This window comes from Desulfobacula sp. (genome assembly GCF_014237455.1).
GTDB lineage: Bacteria > Desulfobacterota > Desulfobacteria > Desulfobacterales > Desulfobacteraceae > Desulfobacula.
The window spans coordinates 78,851-94,868 of the sequence record NZ_JABZFL010000015.1 but is presented as its reverse complement, the minus strand read 5'-3'; the positions used below and the strand labels follow the sequence as shown (position 1 = coordinate 94,868).

General features: G+C 42.6%; 18 protein-coding genes and 1 pseudogene. 15 read left to right on the top strand and 4 right to left on the bottom strand.

Annotated features, from left to right (window positions below; all coding sequences use genetic code 11):
- Positions 1-121 precede the first annotated feature (121 nt).
- Positions 122-649: pseudogene (locus HGJ91_RS02960) on the top strand (IS3 family transposase); the annotation flags it as partial.
- 91 nt (positions 650-740) lie between these two features.
- Here HGJ91_RS02960 and HGJ91_RS02955 read toward each other — a convergent pair.
- From HGJ91_RS02955 to HGJ91_RS02940, 4 genes are all read right to left on the bottom strand, one after another.
- The gene (locus tag HGJ91_RS02955; protein ID WP_291346203.1) at positions 741-1,889 is read right to left on the bottom strand and encodes a PLP-dependent aminotransferase family protein; all 1,149 of its coding nucleotides are present in this window, start codon (positions 1,887-1,889) and stop codon (positions 741-743) included.
- A gap of 123 nt (positions 1,890-2,012) precedes the next feature.
- Complete coding sequence (locus tag HGJ91_RS02950) at positions 2,013-2,492, bottom strand: YbhB/YbcL family Raf kinase inhibitor-like protein (RefSeq protein WP_291346202.1); 480 nt, start codon at positions 2,490-2,492, stop codon at positions 2,013-2,015.
- A 59-nt stretch (positions 2,493-2,551) separates the two neighbouring features.
- Entirely contained in the window at positions 2,552-2,785 is a 234-nt protein-coding gene (locus HGJ91_RS02945; protein WP_291346201.1) for a hypothetical protein, read from the bottom strand.
- Positions 2,757-2,948, bottom strand: coding sequence for a hypothetical protein (locus HGJ91_RS02940; protein ID WP_291346200.1), 192 nt, complete (start codon positions 2,946-2,948; stop codon positions 2,757-2,759). The genes HGJ91_RS02945 and HGJ91_RS02940 overlap by 29 nt, the downstream gene beginning before the upstream one ends.
- A gap of 165 nt (positions 2,949-3,113) precedes the next feature.
- Between HGJ91_RS02940 and HGJ91_RS02935 the strand changes: the two genes are divergently transcribed.
- The 14 genes from HGJ91_RS02935 to meaB all read left to right on the top strand — a co-directional run bounded on the left by HGJ91_RS02935 (position 3,114) and on the right by meaB (position 16,015).
- Positions 3,114-3,572: a gamma carbonic anhydrase family protein gene (locus HGJ91_RS02935; RefSeq protein ID WP_291346199.1), complete on the top strand. Its 459-nt coding sequence runs from the start codon at positions 3,114-3,116 to the stop codon at positions 3,570-3,572.
- A 225-nt stretch (positions 3,573-3,797) separates the two neighbouring features.
- A complete protein-coding gene (locus HGJ91_RS02930; RefSeq protein WP_291346198.1) occupies positions 3,798-4,253 on the top strand; it encodes a DnaJ domain-containing protein in 456 nt (151 codons plus the stop codon).
- Between the two features lie 90 nt (positions 4,254-4,343).
- A complete protein-coding gene (locus tag HGJ91_RS02925; RefSeq protein WP_291346197.1) occupies positions 4,344-5,252 on the top strand; it encodes a S1-like domain-containing RNA-binding protein in 909 nt (302 codons plus the stop codon).
- A complete protein-coding gene (locus HGJ91_RS02920) occupies positions 5,249-5,761 on the top strand; it encodes a DUF1456 family protein (RefSeq protein WP_291346196.1) in 513 nt (170 codons plus the stop codon). The genes HGJ91_RS02925 and HGJ91_RS02920 overlap by 4 nt, the downstream gene beginning before the upstream one ends.
- Position 5,762: 1 nt before the next feature.
- Positions 5,763-6,488, top strand: coding sequence for a spermidine synthase (locus HGJ91_RS02915; RefSeq protein ID WP_291346195.1), 726 nt, complete (start codon positions 5,763-5,765; stop codon positions 6,486-6,488).
- Between the two features lie 49 nt (positions 6,489-6,537).
- Positions 6,538-7,146 (top strand): DUF2284 domain-containing protein, encoded by a 609-nt coding sequence (locus HGJ91_RS02910; protein WP_291346194.1) that lies wholly within the window; start codon positions 6,538-6,540, stop codon positions 7,144-7,146.
- A 346-nt stretch (positions 7,147-7,492) separates the two neighbouring features.
- Positions 7,493-9,352, top strand: a complete 1,860-nt coding sequence (locus tag HGJ91_RS02905; RefSeq protein WP_291346193.1) for a thiamine pyrophosphate-dependent enzyme — start codon at positions 7,493-7,495, stop codon at positions 9,350-9,352.
- Positions 9,353-9,373: 21 nt separating this feature from the next.
- Entirely contained in the window at positions 9,374-9,961 is a 588-nt protein-coding gene (locus tag HGJ91_RS02900; RefSeq protein ID WP_291346192.1) for an indolepyruvate oxidoreductase subunit beta, read from the top strand.
- Entirely contained in the window at positions 9,948-11,138 is a 1,191-nt protein-coding gene (locus tag HGJ91_RS02895; protein ID WP_291346191.1) for a CoA transferase, read from the top strand. The genes HGJ91_RS02900 and HGJ91_RS02895 overlap by 14 nt, the downstream gene beginning before the upstream one ends.
- A 15-nt stretch (positions 11,139-11,153) precedes the next feature.
- On the top strand, positions 11,154-11,960 hold the full coding sequence (locus HGJ91_RS02890; RefSeq protein ID WP_291346190.1) for an electron transfer flavoprotein subunit beta/FixA family protein: 807 nt from the start codon (positions 11,154-11,156) through the stop codon (positions 11,958-11,960).
- A gap of 33 nt (positions 11,961-11,993) precedes the next feature.
- Complete coding sequence (locus HGJ91_RS02885; RefSeq protein WP_291346189.1) at positions 11,994-13,187, top strand: electron transfer flavoprotein subunit alpha; 1,194 nt, start codon at positions 11,994-11,996, stop codon at positions 13,185-13,187.
- The gene (locus HGJ91_RS02880) at positions 13,184-14,350 is read left to right on the top strand and encodes an acyl-CoA dehydrogenase family protein (RefSeq protein ID WP_291346188.1); all 1,167 of its coding nucleotides are present in this window, start codon (positions 13,184-13,186) and stop codon (positions 14,348-14,350) included. The genes HGJ91_RS02885 and HGJ91_RS02880 overlap by 4 nt, the downstream gene beginning before the upstream one ends.
- The gene (locus tag HGJ91_RS02875) at positions 14,347-15,033 is read left to right on the top strand and encodes a GntR family transcriptional regulator (protein ID WP_291346187.1); all 687 of its coding nucleotides are present in this window, start codon (positions 14,347-14,349) and stop codon (positions 15,031-15,033) included. Before HGJ91_RS02880 ends, HGJ91_RS02875 begins: the two co-directional genes overlap by 4 nt.
- On the top strand, positions 15,026-16,015 hold the full coding sequence (meaB, locus tag HGJ91_RS02870) for a methylmalonyl Co-A mutase-associated GTPase MeaB (RefSeq protein WP_291346186.1): 990 nt from the start codon (positions 15,026-15,028) through the stop codon (positions 16,013-16,015). Before HGJ91_RS02875 ends, meaB begins: the two co-directional genes overlap by 8 nt.
- The last annotated feature ends 3 nt before the right edge of the window (positions 16,016-16,018 follow it).

The following is a 16,018-nucleotide window of genomic DNA, read 5'->3' as shown; positions in this document are numbered from 1 at the left end:
GACAATCCACTCCTATATAATTCATCAGGGTATCTCCTTTCTGGGTTGGGATTATTTTTTTTAAGCAAAAAATAATAACATATTCCAACCTGGGAGGGATACCCGTTGTTCCATAGTCTCATATCCGTATTTGCTTCGCAATTTGCGTATTGATCACCCGAACCAGGTTTGGGCCGCCGACATTACGTATCTCCCCTTAGAGAAAGGATTTATGTATCTTGTAGCCATAATGGACTGATACAGCCGCAAGTTGCTGTCCTGGAAAGTAACAAATACAATGGAAAGTAACTTTTGTGTCGAGGCCCTGGAAGAAGCGATCCACAATTATGGTCACCCTGAAATTTTCAATACAGATCAAGGCAGTCAATTCACCAGTGACAAATTTACAGGTGTCCTCAAAAACAATGACATACAAATCAGTATGGATGGTCGTGGCCGTTTTCAAGATAATATTTTTATCGAGCGATTATGGTGGACATTGAAGTATCATTATTTTTACTTAAGAACGTTTGAAAATGGCTCTGAGCTCCGTATCGAATTGAAAAAATGGTTCCAGTATTATAATCAGGAACGGTTTCACCAATCCCTGGGGGACTGGACACCGGATGAAATATATTTTATGAAACAGGAGTTAAAGAAAGTAGCATGAAAAACCCTTCGGCTTCTGGCTTACTTTTTCCAAACTGGATTAAAGTTCCAATAAAAAATAAATCCCTGTTGTTTTTCTTTCCGAGTAAGAATCAAGACAAGTGTTTTAACAGTATATTCCCGAGCCGCTTGATTCCTTCTCTTAATATTTCTTTTGGATAAAAAGCAAAGGACAAGCGTATATAATTTTTTAATCTATTCTTAGATGAAAAAAAACTACCGGGCAGAAAATCAACATTGTCTGTTTTTGCAGCCTGTCTTAAAAACTTTGTATCAATATAATCTGGTAATTCAACCCAAATAAAGTAGCCGCCTGACGGGTACTGAAATACCACTTGTTCCGGGAAACTTTTGGTACTCTGCTCTACAAAAACTTCAATCCTTTGCCTGTAGACATCTTTAAGCCTGTTTATGTGGGTGGTCAGTATTCCTGAACGAATAACTGAGTTGACAATTTCAGATGTAAACGGATTGAAACCGCCCCCGCTTTCTAAAATTCCAGCTTTTGACAATTTCTGGATCAGCTTTGAGTTTGCCTGCATCCATCCAAGGCGCAGTCCCGGTGCCAAAATTTTGGAAAATGATCCCAGAGAAATCAGTAAGCATTGGTCTGCCCAATATCCCATTGAGGGTGGCGGTTTTTCAGTATAACTTAAACAATGATATACTTCATCTGCAACCAACAGAATATTGTTTTCAGAACATATCCGGACCAGTTCTTCTCGCCTTTGTAATGAAAGGGTGACACTGGCAGGATTATGATAGGCGGGGATAGTATAAACAAATGTTGGTTTTTTACTGTTAAGAAATTTTTTGAGGGCATCTATATCAAGTCCATAGCCATCCATCGGAATGCCCACAATATTAAGTTTTCGATCTACAAAAATCTTTAAGGCCAGAAAGTAGCTTGGTTCCTCTACAAATACCGTATCTCCCGGATGGGTAAAATGAGTGCAGATAAAATCAAGAGCCTGGGAGTTTCCGTTGGTGATTAGTAATTGATCCGGTCCAACAGTATACGCATATTGTCCGGTTAAAAATTGAGCCAGAGTTTCCCTGAAATTGATATTTCCTTGTTCTTTCCCATACGCAAGAAAAAATGGGTTGTTTACTGAGAGAGCGTGGGCAGCAGCATTCTTTATGTCATTCAAGGGGAGTAAAGAATTGGTTGGCTGCCCTAATCCCAAATGAATCATATTTGCAGGAATATTAACCTGCGGAAGTAGCGTATGATCATTCATGGCATAAACCTCATACTGAGTTTAAGACAATTCTCTCATCTGTTTAATTCCATATGTTTTAATAAATATCACAACATATGCGACTTTTATAATAACAAGGAAAGTTGAAAGATAACCATTCAACTAATCTCTCATATAACGACCGACCAGTCGATTCATTCCAATGAGTTGGGGTTCAATTTTTTTCAGAAGCTGCCACATTGTTAATTCCGCTTCAAACTCAACCGATTCTTTGAGTGCCAGCACCCAAAAGTAATAGCTGTGAAGTCCATGTCCATTGGGGGGCATGGGGCCATTATATCCGGTTTGGCCGAAGTCGTTCCTGCCGCTTGTATACTGTTTAGTGTCTTCATCCAGGCTGGTGACATTACCCGGGATATTGTATAATATCCAGTGTACAAAACCATAGGTGCCGTCACCGGTCACAAGAGGAGCATCTGGATCATGACAGATAATGGCAAAAGCCTTTGCATCCTGAGGTGGATCAGTCCATGATAATGAAGGTGAAACGTCTGCGCCTTCACCAGTGAATTTAAATGGAATTAAACCGTCTTGCTCAAATGCCTCGCTTTTTAACTGCATTACAGATGGTGCAAAACCCATAATTTACCTCCTTCTTAATTTGCTCACAAATTCTTTTGTGGGATATGTTTTTTCCAGTTTCAATTATCTGGACTTAATTGATAACTCCCGTCCAATCGCTTCCACATTTCTTCAAGTTTTTTATCCAGGATACCCACTGTTGCATCATATTCATGCTGTGTTATTTCACCGATTTTTAGTTTTGATTGAATTAAATATAATTCGTTATCATACCATTTATCCGGATCAAAATTATAAGTCATGTCGGTTAAAAACCTTTTTCGGCTAAAACGGTGTAAAAACTTCTTTCCCATCCCTGGCGTCAAATAAAATCTGGGAAACTTTCCTTCCCTCGGCTGTATCTTGAAACCCTTTGATATGATTCTCTTTATTTTTTCCAGGATTGAGCCCTGAGCCGGATTGATGCTTTTCAATACATTCCCTGATCGCTGCTCGTTTCTCTTCAGATAGATACATGAAATTTCTCCCGTTTCAGGTTATGACGAATTTGGAAAATTGAATCTGTTATTGGTTTATTGCACTTGGGGAAAAAGATTTCAAGAATTTTTGAATTGAGATGAACAATGTTTTTTGATAATTCATAATCTGTAAGAATAATCGTATTTAAAAAACAGGAGAGCCATGACCCTTTACACATATAAAAACAATCAACCCGAACTCCACCCAACAGTTTATGTCGCCCCCACAGCTCAAATCATCGGAAATGTCCATATCGGTAAAAAATCTTCAATATGGTTCCAAACCGTCATTCGTGGCGATTTTGATAAAATCAGTGTGGGAGAAAGAACTAATATTCAGGATTTATGTATGTGTCATGCTGATGAAAATATTCCTTTAAAAATTGGGAATGGTGTTACTATTGGTCATCGGTGCGTGATCCATGGATGCACAATTGAAGATGAATGCCTGATTGGAATGGGAGCTGTTGTTATGAACCATTCTGTTATCGGGAAAGGATCTATTGTCGCTGCTGGTACTGTCGTGTTGGAAAAAACAATTATTCCGCCATATTCGTTAGTAACAGGTTCACCCGGGAAAATTAAAAAACATATGAAGATCATGAGGCAATTAAACGAATGATAAGAACCATGTCTGAGGATTATATGGGGATTGCTGAAAATTTTGGTTCAGATCAGATTTTTTATGAAAGAAAGGATTAATATGCCGCCAAAAAAATCACCCAGAAAACCAAAACAATAAAATAAGGTATAAACATCAATTATAGAGATAATTTTCATTTGGCATAATTGATGTCTTAAAATAGATATGTTACAGGGGTATCTTAAAATGGATGTGCTATAAAAAATGAATATATTTGCTAAAATAATATTAATAATATTTGCTTTTGCTTACTTTATCAGCCCTATTGATATTATCCCCGATTTTTTAATCCCATTTGTTGGTTGGATAGATGATACTCTTATCATTGGGGTTATTATATATTTATTAAGATATGGAAAGTTGCCCTATTTTTCCGGTAAAAATGGAAAGTATATTAACGCTTTTATAAATATGTTCAATACTAATAAAAACCAATCTGCAAATACCAAACAAAAAAATACCAAACAAAAAAATCCTTATGAAATTTTAGGCATCAGAACAAATGCAACAAAAGATGAAATCCAGGCAGCATACAGACAAAAAGTCAAACAATATCACCCTGATAAAGTTTCACATCTTGGTGAAGAATTACAAAAAGTTGCAAATGAAAAATTCATTGAAATTAAAAATGCCTATGACCATTTAATGAAATGTTCATAACTGCTATTTCCCTGTCAGGTGACGAACGTGTGGCAGTATATTCTTAAGTATGGTAGGATGGATGCATAAATTTACAGAGAGGCAAGACCAATGTCGGACATTAAAAATGCGTGGACGAATTCTCGTAAAATTGCCCAGGGTAAACAGAGAGCCCGGGGACAAAAAAACGGGCTTCAAATTGGAAGGTATAATCATCTGGTTATTGAAAGCAGGTCTGATTTTGGTTTGTATTTAAGTTCTCATGAGGAAAGAATTCTGCTTCCCAACAAATATGTTTCCAGCGAATTCAATATTGGTGATTCCATTGAAGTGTTTGTGTACACCGATTCCGAGGATCGTCTGGTTGCCACCACATTAAACCCTGCCGGTATTGTTGGAGATTTCGTTTTTCTCAAAGCAAAAGATGTGGCTTCGTTTGGAACATTTATGGAGTGGGGGCTTGAAAAAGACCTGTTAATACCCAAAAATGCACAGCAGGACTCCATGTCGCCCGGGGAAAAATATCTGACAAAGATCTGTTTGGATCAAAAGACACAACGGGTGTACGGAACAACTCAAATATCTGTGAATTGTGATCAAAATATCAAGGGTCTTAAAGTGGGTCAGCAGGTCGATCTTATTATCCATTCTATTACCAAGATTGGTATAATGGCCGTAATCAATAACCGATATTATGGTATGTTGTATCTCAATGAAATTTACCAGGATCTATCTATTGGTGATACCTGTACCGGCTATATCATGCGGGTTCGTGAAGATAAGAAAATTGACCTGACTTTGAAAAAACCAGGGTATGAATCTGTAAAAGGATCTGCTCAAAAAATTGTAACCGTTTTAAAAAAGGCAGGAGGATTTATACCCTGTTATGATAAAAGCTCGCCCGAAGATATTAAAAAATTTTTTTCCATGAGCAAAAAAGAATTTAAAAAAGCGGTGGGAGGATTGTACAAAAAAGGAATTTTAGAATTGAAAAAAGACGGGATTAGCCTAAAAAAATGAATAATAATGATATTCTACGCCGTATTCGGTATGCCTTTGACCTTAGCGATTCAAAAATGATTTCTATTTTTGATCAGGTGGATCATCAAGTCACACGAACGCAGATCAGCGACTGGTTAAAAAAAGATGATGCGCCTGCCTATCAAAAATGCAGTGATAAACAGCTGACATTTTTTTTGAACGGGCTAATCAATGATAAGCGGGGCAAAAGAGACGGGCCCCGGCTTAAGCCGGAAAAGTGTCTAAGTAACAATGCTGTTTTCATGAAACTGAAAATAGCATTAAACTTGCAAGCAGATGATGTGATAAAGATTCTATCCTTGGCTGGTGTGAAAATCAGCAAACATGAATTAAGTGCTTTTTTCCGCAGGCCGGGGCATAAGCATTACCGTGAGTGTAAAAATCAGATGTTACGTAACTTTTTAAAGGGTGTGCAACTTAAATACCGACCTGGTCCCGAGGGGATGTCTGAAGATCCTTGGAACCTTACCTCACCGAAAAGGTTTTAAAATGAGTTTGATGTACGAGGAATTAGATTTTCGGCCGACGCCTATCGGAGACCTGATGTTGCGACGGCGCCGTTTAATTCAACTCAGTGGCCTTGATATTTATGAGGTGAAGCTTGGTGAGCATTTTTTAATGACCAGCTTGTTTCATGAGGCAGAAGCCCAGCTTTCCAAGCTTAGCCTTGGCGTGTTGGAAAAAGAGAATCTCGATGTTGTGGTCGGTGGACTTGGGCTCGGGTATACGGCTGTTTCTGCATTGGAAGACACGCGTGTAACATCGCTCATCGTTGTGGAGTATTTAGAGGGGGTAATCGAATGGCACCAAAAAGGATTGGTCCCGTTGGGCAAAACGCTGATGGGAGACGAGCGGTGCCGACTGGTAAATGCTGATTTTTTTGCCCTGTCCCGGGACGCGTCGAAAAACTTTGACCCTGAATATCCTGCGAATAGACATGACGCCATTCTTTTAGATATAGATCACAGTCCGACGAACGTATTACACCAAACGAATTCACGTTTCTATACCGAGGAAGGGCTGGCAGAACTGGCACAGCATTTGAAACCTGGTGGAGTGTTTGGCCTCTGGGCAGATGGTTTCCCGGAAGACTCTTTTACCCATCTTCTGGGTAAGGTATTTAAAAGTGCTGAATCACACACGATTGAGTTTGATAATCCATTAACCGGTGGTTTGTCGGAAGGTGCTGTTTACGTAGCACGAATGAGCCTTTAATGAAAATATTACAGGACTTCTCGGAAGACGGGCCCGGTTTGAACAAAGAATGGCAAATAAATTGAGATCAAAACAGCAGCTTGAACAGTTAACCCAGAAAGCAAAAAGGCTTGGGGCAAATGCTTCCGCCATTATATCGTCTAAAGAGATTCAGGTAAAAGATAAATTAGCAGCACTTTGTAATGGAGAATATGCCTGTCCGAATTATGGCCTTGCAGCAAGTTGCCCACCCAATGTTGAAGGTCCTATCGAATTTAGGAAATGGCAGGCGAAGAGCGAATATTCAATTACCGTAAAAATAGAATTGCTCACATCCGTCATGTTTTCCAATGAGCAAAAGGGTGTGATGCAATTGCTTCATCAGATTGTAGCGGCAATAGAGCAAAAAGCCATCGAAATAGGTTTTAAAAAGTCAAAAGCTTTTGCCGGCGGGTCATGTAAAAAATTGTTTTGCGACGATCAGGAAAAATGCTGCGTTGTAGCAGAAAATAAACCCTGCCGTCATATAAAGTTTGCTCGCCCGTCAATGTCAGGTTTTGGTATCGATGTCACCCAATTGATGAAATCTTCCGGATGGTCATGCCAAAAGGCGGACAATGCTAATTCTTCGGAGAAAGATGCTATAAGCTGGGTAGCCGGCCTAATCATGCTGGCCTGAAGTTCATGAGTTTATAGATACGTTTATGTTCAAATGACAAAAAACATCCGGTTTTAAGCAAAACAGGACATTGGGGGTTTTTGTTGCTGCAGATCAATTTTACCAGGTCTTCAATTGTCAAAAATGCTCGTTGCCGTCTTGATAATTTTGAACAGAAAATATCCGTTTGGGGCAAGTTTTTAAAGAAAATAGCGCTTGACATAAATTGATTGTATACCGTATACAGTATACTAGTTATTATTGCAGTAAACTCTGATCTGTTTAAAAAATGGAGCTGTTCATGAAACCTTGCAGAATCTGCAATGTTTTAACCCTTTTGACTTAAGATTTTATTGAGGATCTTGTAATGAAAGAAGAGTTTTTATTAGGAAACGGCGCAATGGCTCTTGGACTTTTAGAAGCCGGCTGTCAGATCATGACATCATATCCGGGCACGCCAAGTTCTGAAATCCTTCCCGAGATGGTAAGGTTTTCAAAGGCAGCCAACCTGAACACCGGTATTGAATGGTCTGTAAATGAAAAAGTGGCGTTTGATAATGCCTTTGCTGCTGCCATATCCGGCAAACGGGCTGCCTGCTGCATGAAAATGGTGGGCCTGAATGTGGCTGCGGACTCGTTTATGTCAGCAGCCTATATCGGCAATATTGGCGGATTTGTTATTATTTCGTGTGATGATCCCGGTCCCCATTCATCCCAGACCGAACAGGACTCAAGAATGATGGCGCGGCTGGGCAAAGTGCCGGTGTTTGACCCGGCAAGCCCTGAAGAAGCAAGAGAAATGATAAAAGCTGCTTTTGACCTGTCCGAAGAATTCCAGGTACCCGTATTAGTAAGACCTGCCATCAGGATCTGTCATGCCCGGCAGAACATCAAATATGACAGGCTTGAAAGCAATATGACCAAAGCCGAGTTCAAACGGGAACCCTCACGATGGGCATCCACGCCCAAATTCAGATTTATGCAGCACAAGGCATTGAATGAAAAACATGTACAGATCGCGGAAAAATTCAGCACCCTGACACCCTACAATATCCACAATCTTGCAAAAGGAAAACATTATCCGTTCGGCATTGTCACCGGCGGTGTGCCGTCCAGTGTTGTCCGGGATCTGTTTGAAGAATATGAAAGAGATGATATCCCGGTTTTAAAACTCGGGGCGCCCTATCCTTTCCCGGAAAAACTCAGCGACGAATTCATGGATGCCTGCGACAAGGTTCTGGTCATTGAAGAGACCGACACGGTTATTGAATATATGTTAAGGGATAAACATAAAACACTGGGGCGCTTGTCCAGCCATGTTCCCATGGAAGGTGAACTTTTGCCTGAAAAAATTGAAGTGATGTTGAACAAGGCTCTTTTAGATTGCGCCCTGGACCCATTGTCAGGCAGCGACTGCGGCATGGAGGCCTTCGGGCTTGTGGGAAGCCTTGAACTTCCCATAAGAAAACCCACCCTTTGCCCGGGCTGTCCCCACAGGGCTTCTTTTTATTCCATCAGAAAAGCACTGCCAAAGGCCATTTTTCCGTCTGATATCGGATGCTACACCCTTGGGATCAATTTAGGTGTTGTGGATACAGTCCTTGACATGGGAGCCGGTATTACCATGGCATCGGGATTCTGGAACGCTTATATCCAGGATGATGTAAAAAAGCCCATTGTGGCCACCATGGGGGATTCCACATTTTTTCATTCCGGCACCACAGGCCTGATCAATGCGGTTTACAATGATGCAAGGTTTATCCTGGTCATCCTGGACAACCATATTACGGCCATGACCGGTATGCAGCCGGCCATTACCCAGGGAGACCGGGTGGACGGCAGGAAAGGAAATGCCATCTCCCTTGAAACCATTGTAAAAGGATGTGGCGTTGAATACTTGAAGGTGGTTGATCCCTATGATACCCGACATATGATCAAGGTGGTTAAGGAAGCTGCCGAGCATGTTAATGACCCTGACGGCGGTGTTGCAGTGGTTATTGCCCGCCATCCCTGTGTTATCGCCTTCAAGGACGAGGCCATTCCTGAAAAATTCGAGATTGAAATTTCCGATGAATGTGATGACTGCGGTTTCTGCCATCTCAGGTTTGAATGTCCTGCCATGGTCAGGAACGAAGAAACCGAAAAGACTGAAATAAATCCGGTCCTCTGCGCCCAGTGCGGTGTCTGTCTGACCATCTGCCCAAAGGATGCGATTGAAACAGTATAACCAGATATGGAGAACATCAATATGAGAACTATGAATTATGTATTAAGCGGTCTGGGCGGCCAGGGAATTTTATTCATGACCAAAATCTTTGCCACAACTGCTTTAAATAAAGGATATAATATATTGGGCGCAGAAACCCACGGCATGGCCCAGCGGGGAGGTTCTGTTGTGTCCCATCTGAGGATCGGAGATGCAGCATCCAGCCTGATCCGGGCAGGTGCAGCAGACTTTCTAATATCAATGGATGAGTCAGAAGCCTATCGGCACCTGCCCTATCTGAAGAAAGGTGGGAAGCTCTTTGCCAATGCATCGTCCGATGCCTTCCCGGATGAACGGGTGGCAGGCTATCTTGATAAAATGCAAATTGAGCCCTATGCCATGGAAGCGGGTAAAACCGCCATGGAACTCGGATCTCCCAGATCCACGAATCTTGCCATGATTGCTTTTTACTCCGCCTTTGAAGTGGGACCTCTGAGCGCAGATGATTTAAGGGGTACGGTGGATAATATCAGCCCCGGGCCGTTTAAGGAAAAGAATTTAAAAATTTTTGATACCTGCCATGACGTCGGCAGGAAAATAATTTCAGGAGACATTTATGGAACTTTTTAAAAATCTTACGGTACTATCACTTGAACAGGCAACCGTTGCCCCATATCTCACCTACAGACTGGCCCAGGACGGAATGAATGTCGTAAGACTGGAACACCCGGTATATGGAGATCCCAACCGATTCATCGGCGAAAATGTTCTGGGTGAAAAAAGGATGAACTCCTATTTTCTGTGCATCAATTCCGGGAAAAAAGCCCTGTCATTGAACCTGGCTGACCCCCAGGGCCAGGAAATATTTAAAAAACTGGTCCGGCAGCTTGAGGTCGACATCTTTGTGACCAACCAGTTACCCAAAAATTATGAGAAACTCGGCTTTGCCTATGAATTAATGAAAGAAATCAAACCCGATATTATCTGGCTGGGACTGACCGGGTTTGGCCCGGATTCCAATGAGGGCGCCTATGATCCGATTCTACAGGCAAGATCAGGCTTAATGGAACTTACCGGTGAAGCAAACGGAGATCCCCAGGTTACGGGTATTCCTTTGCCGGACATGGGAACCAGTGAACACGGATACGGACTTTTGATGAAAGCACTCTTTAAACGGGCAGCCACGGGAGTTGGCACACGGATTGACCTGTCCATGTTTGAATCCTCTGTATCCTGGCTGACTGTGCCCATTGCTCTTTCAAAAAGCTTTGGTGCGAATATTTCCAGACGCGGGAACACCCATGAATTTTTCAGCCCGGTATCGGTTTATAAAACCAGCAACGGGTTTGTATATCTCGCTGTAGGCAATGACCGGCAATGGAAATCCGTGGTATCCCAGGACATGTTCAAATCCCTTGCAAAAGAAGCGTATAAAAAAAATCAGGGCAGGATTGCCGATGTAACAAATCTGAACAATGCCATTAATGCCATAACGGAACAGCACACTTCTGAAGAAATCATTGAGTTGTTCAATTCAATTACCGTGCCCATCTCAAAGATCAAGAATGTCAATGAAGTGGTTGAAGATCCTTTGGTTGCCAAGCGGATTCTTACTTCAACAGATCCGAAAACAGGCACAAAAATAACCCTTGCCCCGCCGCCCAACATGACACCCTTTCTTGAGGAATGTGACCAAAAACTCTCCTTTCCTCCCAGGTTCGGCGAACAGAACCGGGAAATATACGGCAATCTGCTGGGGTATGATGAAGCCACGCTTGCAGAGTTTAAAGAAAAAGGGATTATTTAAGGGAGATACAAGATTATGAATATCATCGTACTTGTAAAGCAGGTTCCCAATACAACGAATATCAAGCTGGACCCCAAGACTGGTAATCTTATCAGGGAAGGCCTGGAAAGCATTATGAATCCTGATGATCTGCATGCCCTTGAAGCCGCAGTAAAGATCAAGGATAAAACAGGGGGCAAGGTGATGGCTGTTTCCATGGGGCCGCCACAGGCTGTGGATGTGTTGACCCAGGCCATGGGCATGGGTGCGGATAAGGCATTTTTGCTTTCTGACAGAGCCTTTTCAGGTGCAGATACCTGGGCGACATCTTATACCTTGAGCAAAGGGATAGAAAAAATCAAGGACTATGATCTGATTATCTGCGGTCACCAGGCCATCGACGGTGATACCGCACAGATCGGCCCCCAGGTGGCAGACTGGCTTGATATTGCCCAGGCAACCTATGTCAATGATATCGAATCTGTGGATGAAAATGAAATTGTTGTTAAAAGAAGGCTTGAACATGGCTTTGAACGACTTGCCTGTAAAATGCCGGTGCTTTTGACCGTGATTTCAGAGCTGAACGAGCCAAGATATCCCCATATGGAGCAGCTTATTTCTGCATGTGAACAAAAGGCACCCATCAAGGTATGGAATGCTGCAGATATTGGTGTAAAGACGATTGAAGTGGGCCTGGAAGGGTCTAACACCCATGTGATCAAAACTTTTACACCCAATTTCAAGCGCCAGAATGAATTATTGGAAGGTTCAAACAAAGAGGTTGTGTCAGATCTTATTGATCGGTTGAAAAAAAGTGACACGACCATTGCCTATCGTTTGTAACCTTTAAGAGAGCCGGATCTTTCGGAGGAAAAAATGACAATCTGGATTATAGAAGAGAAATGTGACGGATGCCGGAGATGCATTAAAGCGTGTCCTTATGAAGGTATTAAAATAAAGGACGGTATCGCATCTGTTACAGAACGCTGCACATCCTGCGGCGCATGTATTGAAGCCTGTAAAAAGCAAAACGCCATAGAATCTGATATTGAACCAAGAAAAATTCCCGACTTTTCCGACAGACAGGGTGTCTGGGTCTTTGCAGATCAGACCGATGGAAAACTTGCCAGGGTTTGCCTGGAACTTTTAGGAAAGGCACAGGATCTTGCCAAAGATATGGGCCATAAAGTTTCTGCTGTACTTCTTGGCAAGGATGTTTCTCATCTTATACAGACCCTGCACGACCATGGCGCCCAAAATGTCTATCTTGTTGAAGATGATCTTCTGAAAAATTTCAGGACCATAGCATATACAAATGTTATTGAAGATCTTGTTCTTACCTATAAGCCCAATATTTTATTAATGGGGGCGACGGCCCTGGGCCGTGATCTGGCGCCAAGGGTTTCAAGGCGTGTCGGCACCGGTCTTACAGCAGACTGTACCCAGCTTGCCATTGATCCTGATGAAAAACTCATGTTCCAGACAAGACCTGCCTTTGGTGGAAATGTCATGGCAACCATTGCCTGCAAATACGCAAGCCCGCAGATGGCAACGGTAAGACCGGGCGTTATGGAAGCTGCCCCCTGCAAACCTGAAAATCCAACTCTTATCAGGCATAAAATTTCTCTGAAAGAGCAGGATATCAGAACAAAAATTCTTGAAAGAGTAACTCAGAAAAAACCAGGAACCGATATCATAGATGCAAATGTAATTGTAGCAGGCGGCAGAGGGGTGAATGGCGAACAGGGCTTTGCCATGCTCAAGGAACTGGCTGATATTCTGGGAGGCGAGCTTGCCTGTACCCGATTAATTATTGAGCAGGGTATTCTTCCCCATGATGCCCAGGTAGGCCAGACAGGAAAGACTATCCGGCCGGAAATCTATATTGCATGCGGAATCTCGGGTGCTGTCCAGCATACAGCAGGTATGACGGGATCACGCTATATCATTGCCATTAACAATGACCCTTTGGCCCCTATTTTTAAACTGGCAAACTGGGGCATTGTCGGCGATGTCCATGAAATTGTACCGGAATTCATAAAGCAGCTGTCCTGTGGAGGTGCATCATGACCCAACCCAATAAAAGTAGATCTGGTAAGATCAGATCCAATGCCGAAGATATGGTAAGATTTACCATGGCCAACTTTGTTGACAAAGAAATTATTCCCGTTGCAACGGAATATGATAATAAAGGCGAATTCCCTCAGCATCTTTTTAAGAAACTGGGGAAGATGGGAGTTTTCGGTATACGATATCCTAAAAAAGCGGGGGGTTCGGGGGGGAATACAACCCTTTACTGCATTGCCATGCAGGAACTTGCAAGGGGGTTGTTGAGCCTTGCTGCCACCACTGCAATGCAATGTCTGATGGCAACCAATGGCCTATATCTTTATGGCACAAAAAAAATGCATGAAGAATTTCTCTATCCTGCCCTGAAAGGTGATAAGATGGGGGCTTTTCAGCTCACCGAGCCTAATGCCGGATCTGACTTAAGTGCGGTGCGGACAAAAGCTGAGAAAACCCGTGACGGTTATGTTATTAATGGCATGAAAACATGGTCCACCAGTGGCCCAAAAGCAGATTTTCATACGGTTTTGTGCCAGACTGACCCTTCCATCGGACTGAGAGGGCTGGCTTTTTTCCTTGTTCCTGCTTCTACTCCCGGATTTTCATACTCCAAACCATTTGACCTTTTGGGTACCAGGACCTCTGCCATATCAGAAATATATTTTAAAGACTGTCATGTGCCTGTTGAGTACAGGCTGGGAAAAGAAGGACGGGGTCTGGGCGTACTTCTGAAGATCCTCTCTGAAATCAGAATCATGACGGCATCTTTAGCCCTTGGGCTTCACAGGGCTGCCATGGACGATGCCATCAGATATTGCAAGGAACGCGAACAGTTTGGGAAACCCATCAGCAAATACCAGCTTATCCAGGCAAAAATTGCTAACATGGCGGTGAATCTTGAGGCAGGCCAGCTTATGGTGGACAAGGTTACCCATATGATCGATCAGGGTAAGGAATGTCTCAATCTTGCTTCCATGGCAAAGTACTTTACGGTTGAATCTACCTGTAGCGCCTGTGATGAAGCCATGAGAATTTTTGGCGGATATGCATACTCCATGGAGTATTCAGTTCAAAGATATTACCGGGATAACCGTTTTCTGCTTTCCGGGGGCGGAACCCATGAAGTCTTACAAACTACAATTGCAAGGGAAATTTTATCCAGATGAAATTGGACAACAATTTTAAGGAAAGAAAATCCTTGGGCCAGGACGTATTCGAGTATTTGAAAAACGCCATCATTGACCAGACCATTGAACCAGGCTCACGGCTTGTGGAAAGCAAAATTGCTGATATGCTGGGTATCAGCAGGACCCCGTTGCGTGAAGCCTTGCACAAACTTGAAAGAGAAGACTGGATTGAAAAAACTCCATCCGGCGGATTCCAGGTGGTCACCCTGACAAAAGATGATATTGAGCAGACTTTCGGCGTCAGGAGTGTTCTTGAAGCCTATGCGGCACGACTTGCTGCCGAAAACCATATGAACAAGGATCTGCTTCCTTTAGAAAAAAAGATAAAAGAATTTAAGATTTGTCTTGAATTAAAAAAAGACGGCGACAAACTTCAAAAAATTAATACCCAATTTCATGATCTTCTCTACGCTTTGAGCAAAAACCCGAAACTGATCAAAATGATCAACCAGCTCCGGGCACAGATCTCAAGATTCAGACAGATTATCTTAAAGCAGAGCGAATATGCCCATAAGAGTAATGAAGACCACATTAAAATGCTTGACGCCATTAAAAACCGTGATGGCGAAGCGGTTGAGAAGCTTGTCAGAGCGCACATCATTAAAGGGAAGAACGCTGTTTTAAGTCAATTAAAACAAGAGGAAGAAGAAAAGAGTGCTTAAGGTCAAGGAAATACTGGCCGGGAACCAGAGATCAGGAGCAAGGATGATCCGTCTTATTGAAGACAATGATCCAAACGTCTTTGAACTGCTCAAAGAGTTGTATTCCCATGCAGGCCATGCCTTTATTATTGGTATTACCGGGTCTCCCGGCGTGGGAAAATCCACCCTGATTGATGCCTTGATATCAGAATTTCGCAAACTTGACCTTATGGTTGCCGTCATTGCCGTGGACCCCACAAGCCCTTTTTCCGGCGGTGCTATTTTAGGAGATCGGCTGCGCATGCAGCGCCATGCGACAGATAAAGGAGTGTTTATCCGATCCATGGCATCAAGGGGGCAAAAGGGAGGGCTTTCACGGGCCACAAAAGATGCTGCAATTGTTTTGGATGCCATGGGATATGAAATGATTATCATTGAAACCGTAGGCGCAGGCCAGGCAGATTTTGATATCACCACCCTTGCCCATTCAACCGGGATTGTCACTATCCCGGGAACAGGAGACGGCATCCAGGCGGTCAAGGCCGGTATTCTTGAAACCGGGGATGTCTTTATTGTCAACAAGAGTGACAAACCTGATGCTGACGCCTCTGTATACGAACTTAAAATGATGATCAGCATGCGCAAACCACCTAACCTTAAGGTCACACGTGAAACAGACTGGACACCCAGGGTTCTGAAAACCATTGCACAAAATGGAACCGGGGTAAAAGAACTTGCCAATGCCTTTTTATCCCATTTTGATTTCATGAAAAAGAACAGCCTTATGGACCAAAAAAGAAAAGAACAGGAACTGCTTTATTTTAAAACCATTTTAAAAGATTTGACCCTTGAAAAACTACTTTTATTCATGGAAACATCAGAAGAATACAGGGAGGTTTTAAAAAAAATCCAGTCCTGTGCAATAGATCCTTTAAGTGCGGCCGAACTTGTGTTTAATAAAGTCTGTGCTTTTGAAAAAAAATTAATAAAGGACGAGATATAAAGG

Bases quoted from the DNA above. Each gene is read 5' to 3' on its own strand.
- HGJ91_RS02955 (WP_291346203.1), bottom strand. From the start codon at position 1,889: ATGAATGATCATACGCTACTTCCGCAGGTTAATATTCCTGCAAATATG.
- HGJ91_RS02950 (WP_291346202.1), bottom strand. From the start codon at position 2,492: ATGGGTTTTGCACCATCTGTAATGCAGTTAAAAAGCGAGGCATTTGAG.
- HGJ91_RS02945 (WP_291346201.1), bottom strand. From the start codon at position 2,785: ATGGGAAAGAAGTTTTTACACCGTTTTAGCCGAAAAAGGTTTTTAACC.
- HGJ91_RS02940 (WP_291346200.1), bottom strand. From the start codon at position 2,948: ATGTATCTATCTGAAGAGAAACGAGCAGCGATCAGGGAATGTATTGAA.
- HGJ91_RS02935 (WP_291346199.1), top strand. From the start codon at position 3,114: ATGACCCTTTACACATATAAAAACAATCAACCCGAACTCCACCCAACA.
- HGJ91_RS02930 (WP_291346198.1), top strand. From the start codon at position 3,798: ATGAATATATTTGCTAAAATAATATTAATAATATTTGCTTTTGCTTAC.
- HGJ91_RS02925 (WP_291346197.1), top strand. From the start codon at position 4,344: ATGTCGGACATTAAAAATGCGTGGACGAATTCTCGTAAAATTGCCCAG.
- HGJ91_RS02920 (WP_291346196.1), top strand. From the start codon at position 5,249: ATGAATAATAATGATATTCTACGCCGTATTCGGTATGCCTTTGACCTT.
- HGJ91_RS02915 (WP_291346195.1), top strand. From the start codon at position 5,763: ATGAGTTTGATGTACGAGGAATTAGATTTTCGGCCGACGCCTATCGGA.
- HGJ91_RS02910 (WP_291346194.1), top strand. From the start codon at position 6,538: ATGGCAAATAAATTGAGATCAAAACAGCAGCTTGAACAGTTAACCCAG.
- HGJ91_RS02905 (WP_291346193.1), top strand. From the start codon at position 7,493: ATGAAAGAAGAGTTTTTATTAGGAAACGGCGCAATGGCTCTTGGACTT.
- HGJ91_RS02900 (WP_291346192.1), top strand. From the start codon at position 9,374: ATGAGAACTATGAATTATGTATTAAGCGGTCTGGGCGGCCAGGGAATT.
- HGJ91_RS02895 (WP_291346191.1), top strand. From the start codon at position 9,948: ATGGAACTTTTTAAAAATCTTACGGTACTATCACTTGAACAGGCAACC.
- HGJ91_RS02890 (WP_291346190.1), top strand. From the start codon at position 11,154: ATGAATATCATCGTACTTGTAAAGCAGGTTCCCAATACAACGAATATC.
- HGJ91_RS02885 (WP_291346189.1), top strand. From the start codon at position 11,994: ATGACAATCTGGATTATAGAAGAGAAATGTGACGGATGCCGGAGATGC.
- HGJ91_RS02880 (WP_291346188.1), top strand. From the start codon at position 13,184: ATGACCCAACCCAATAAAAGTAGATCTGGTAAGATCAGATCCAATGCC.
- HGJ91_RS02875 (WP_291346187.1), top strand. From the start codon at position 14,347: ATGAAATTGGACAACAATTTTAAGGAAAGAAAATCCTTGGGCCAGGAC.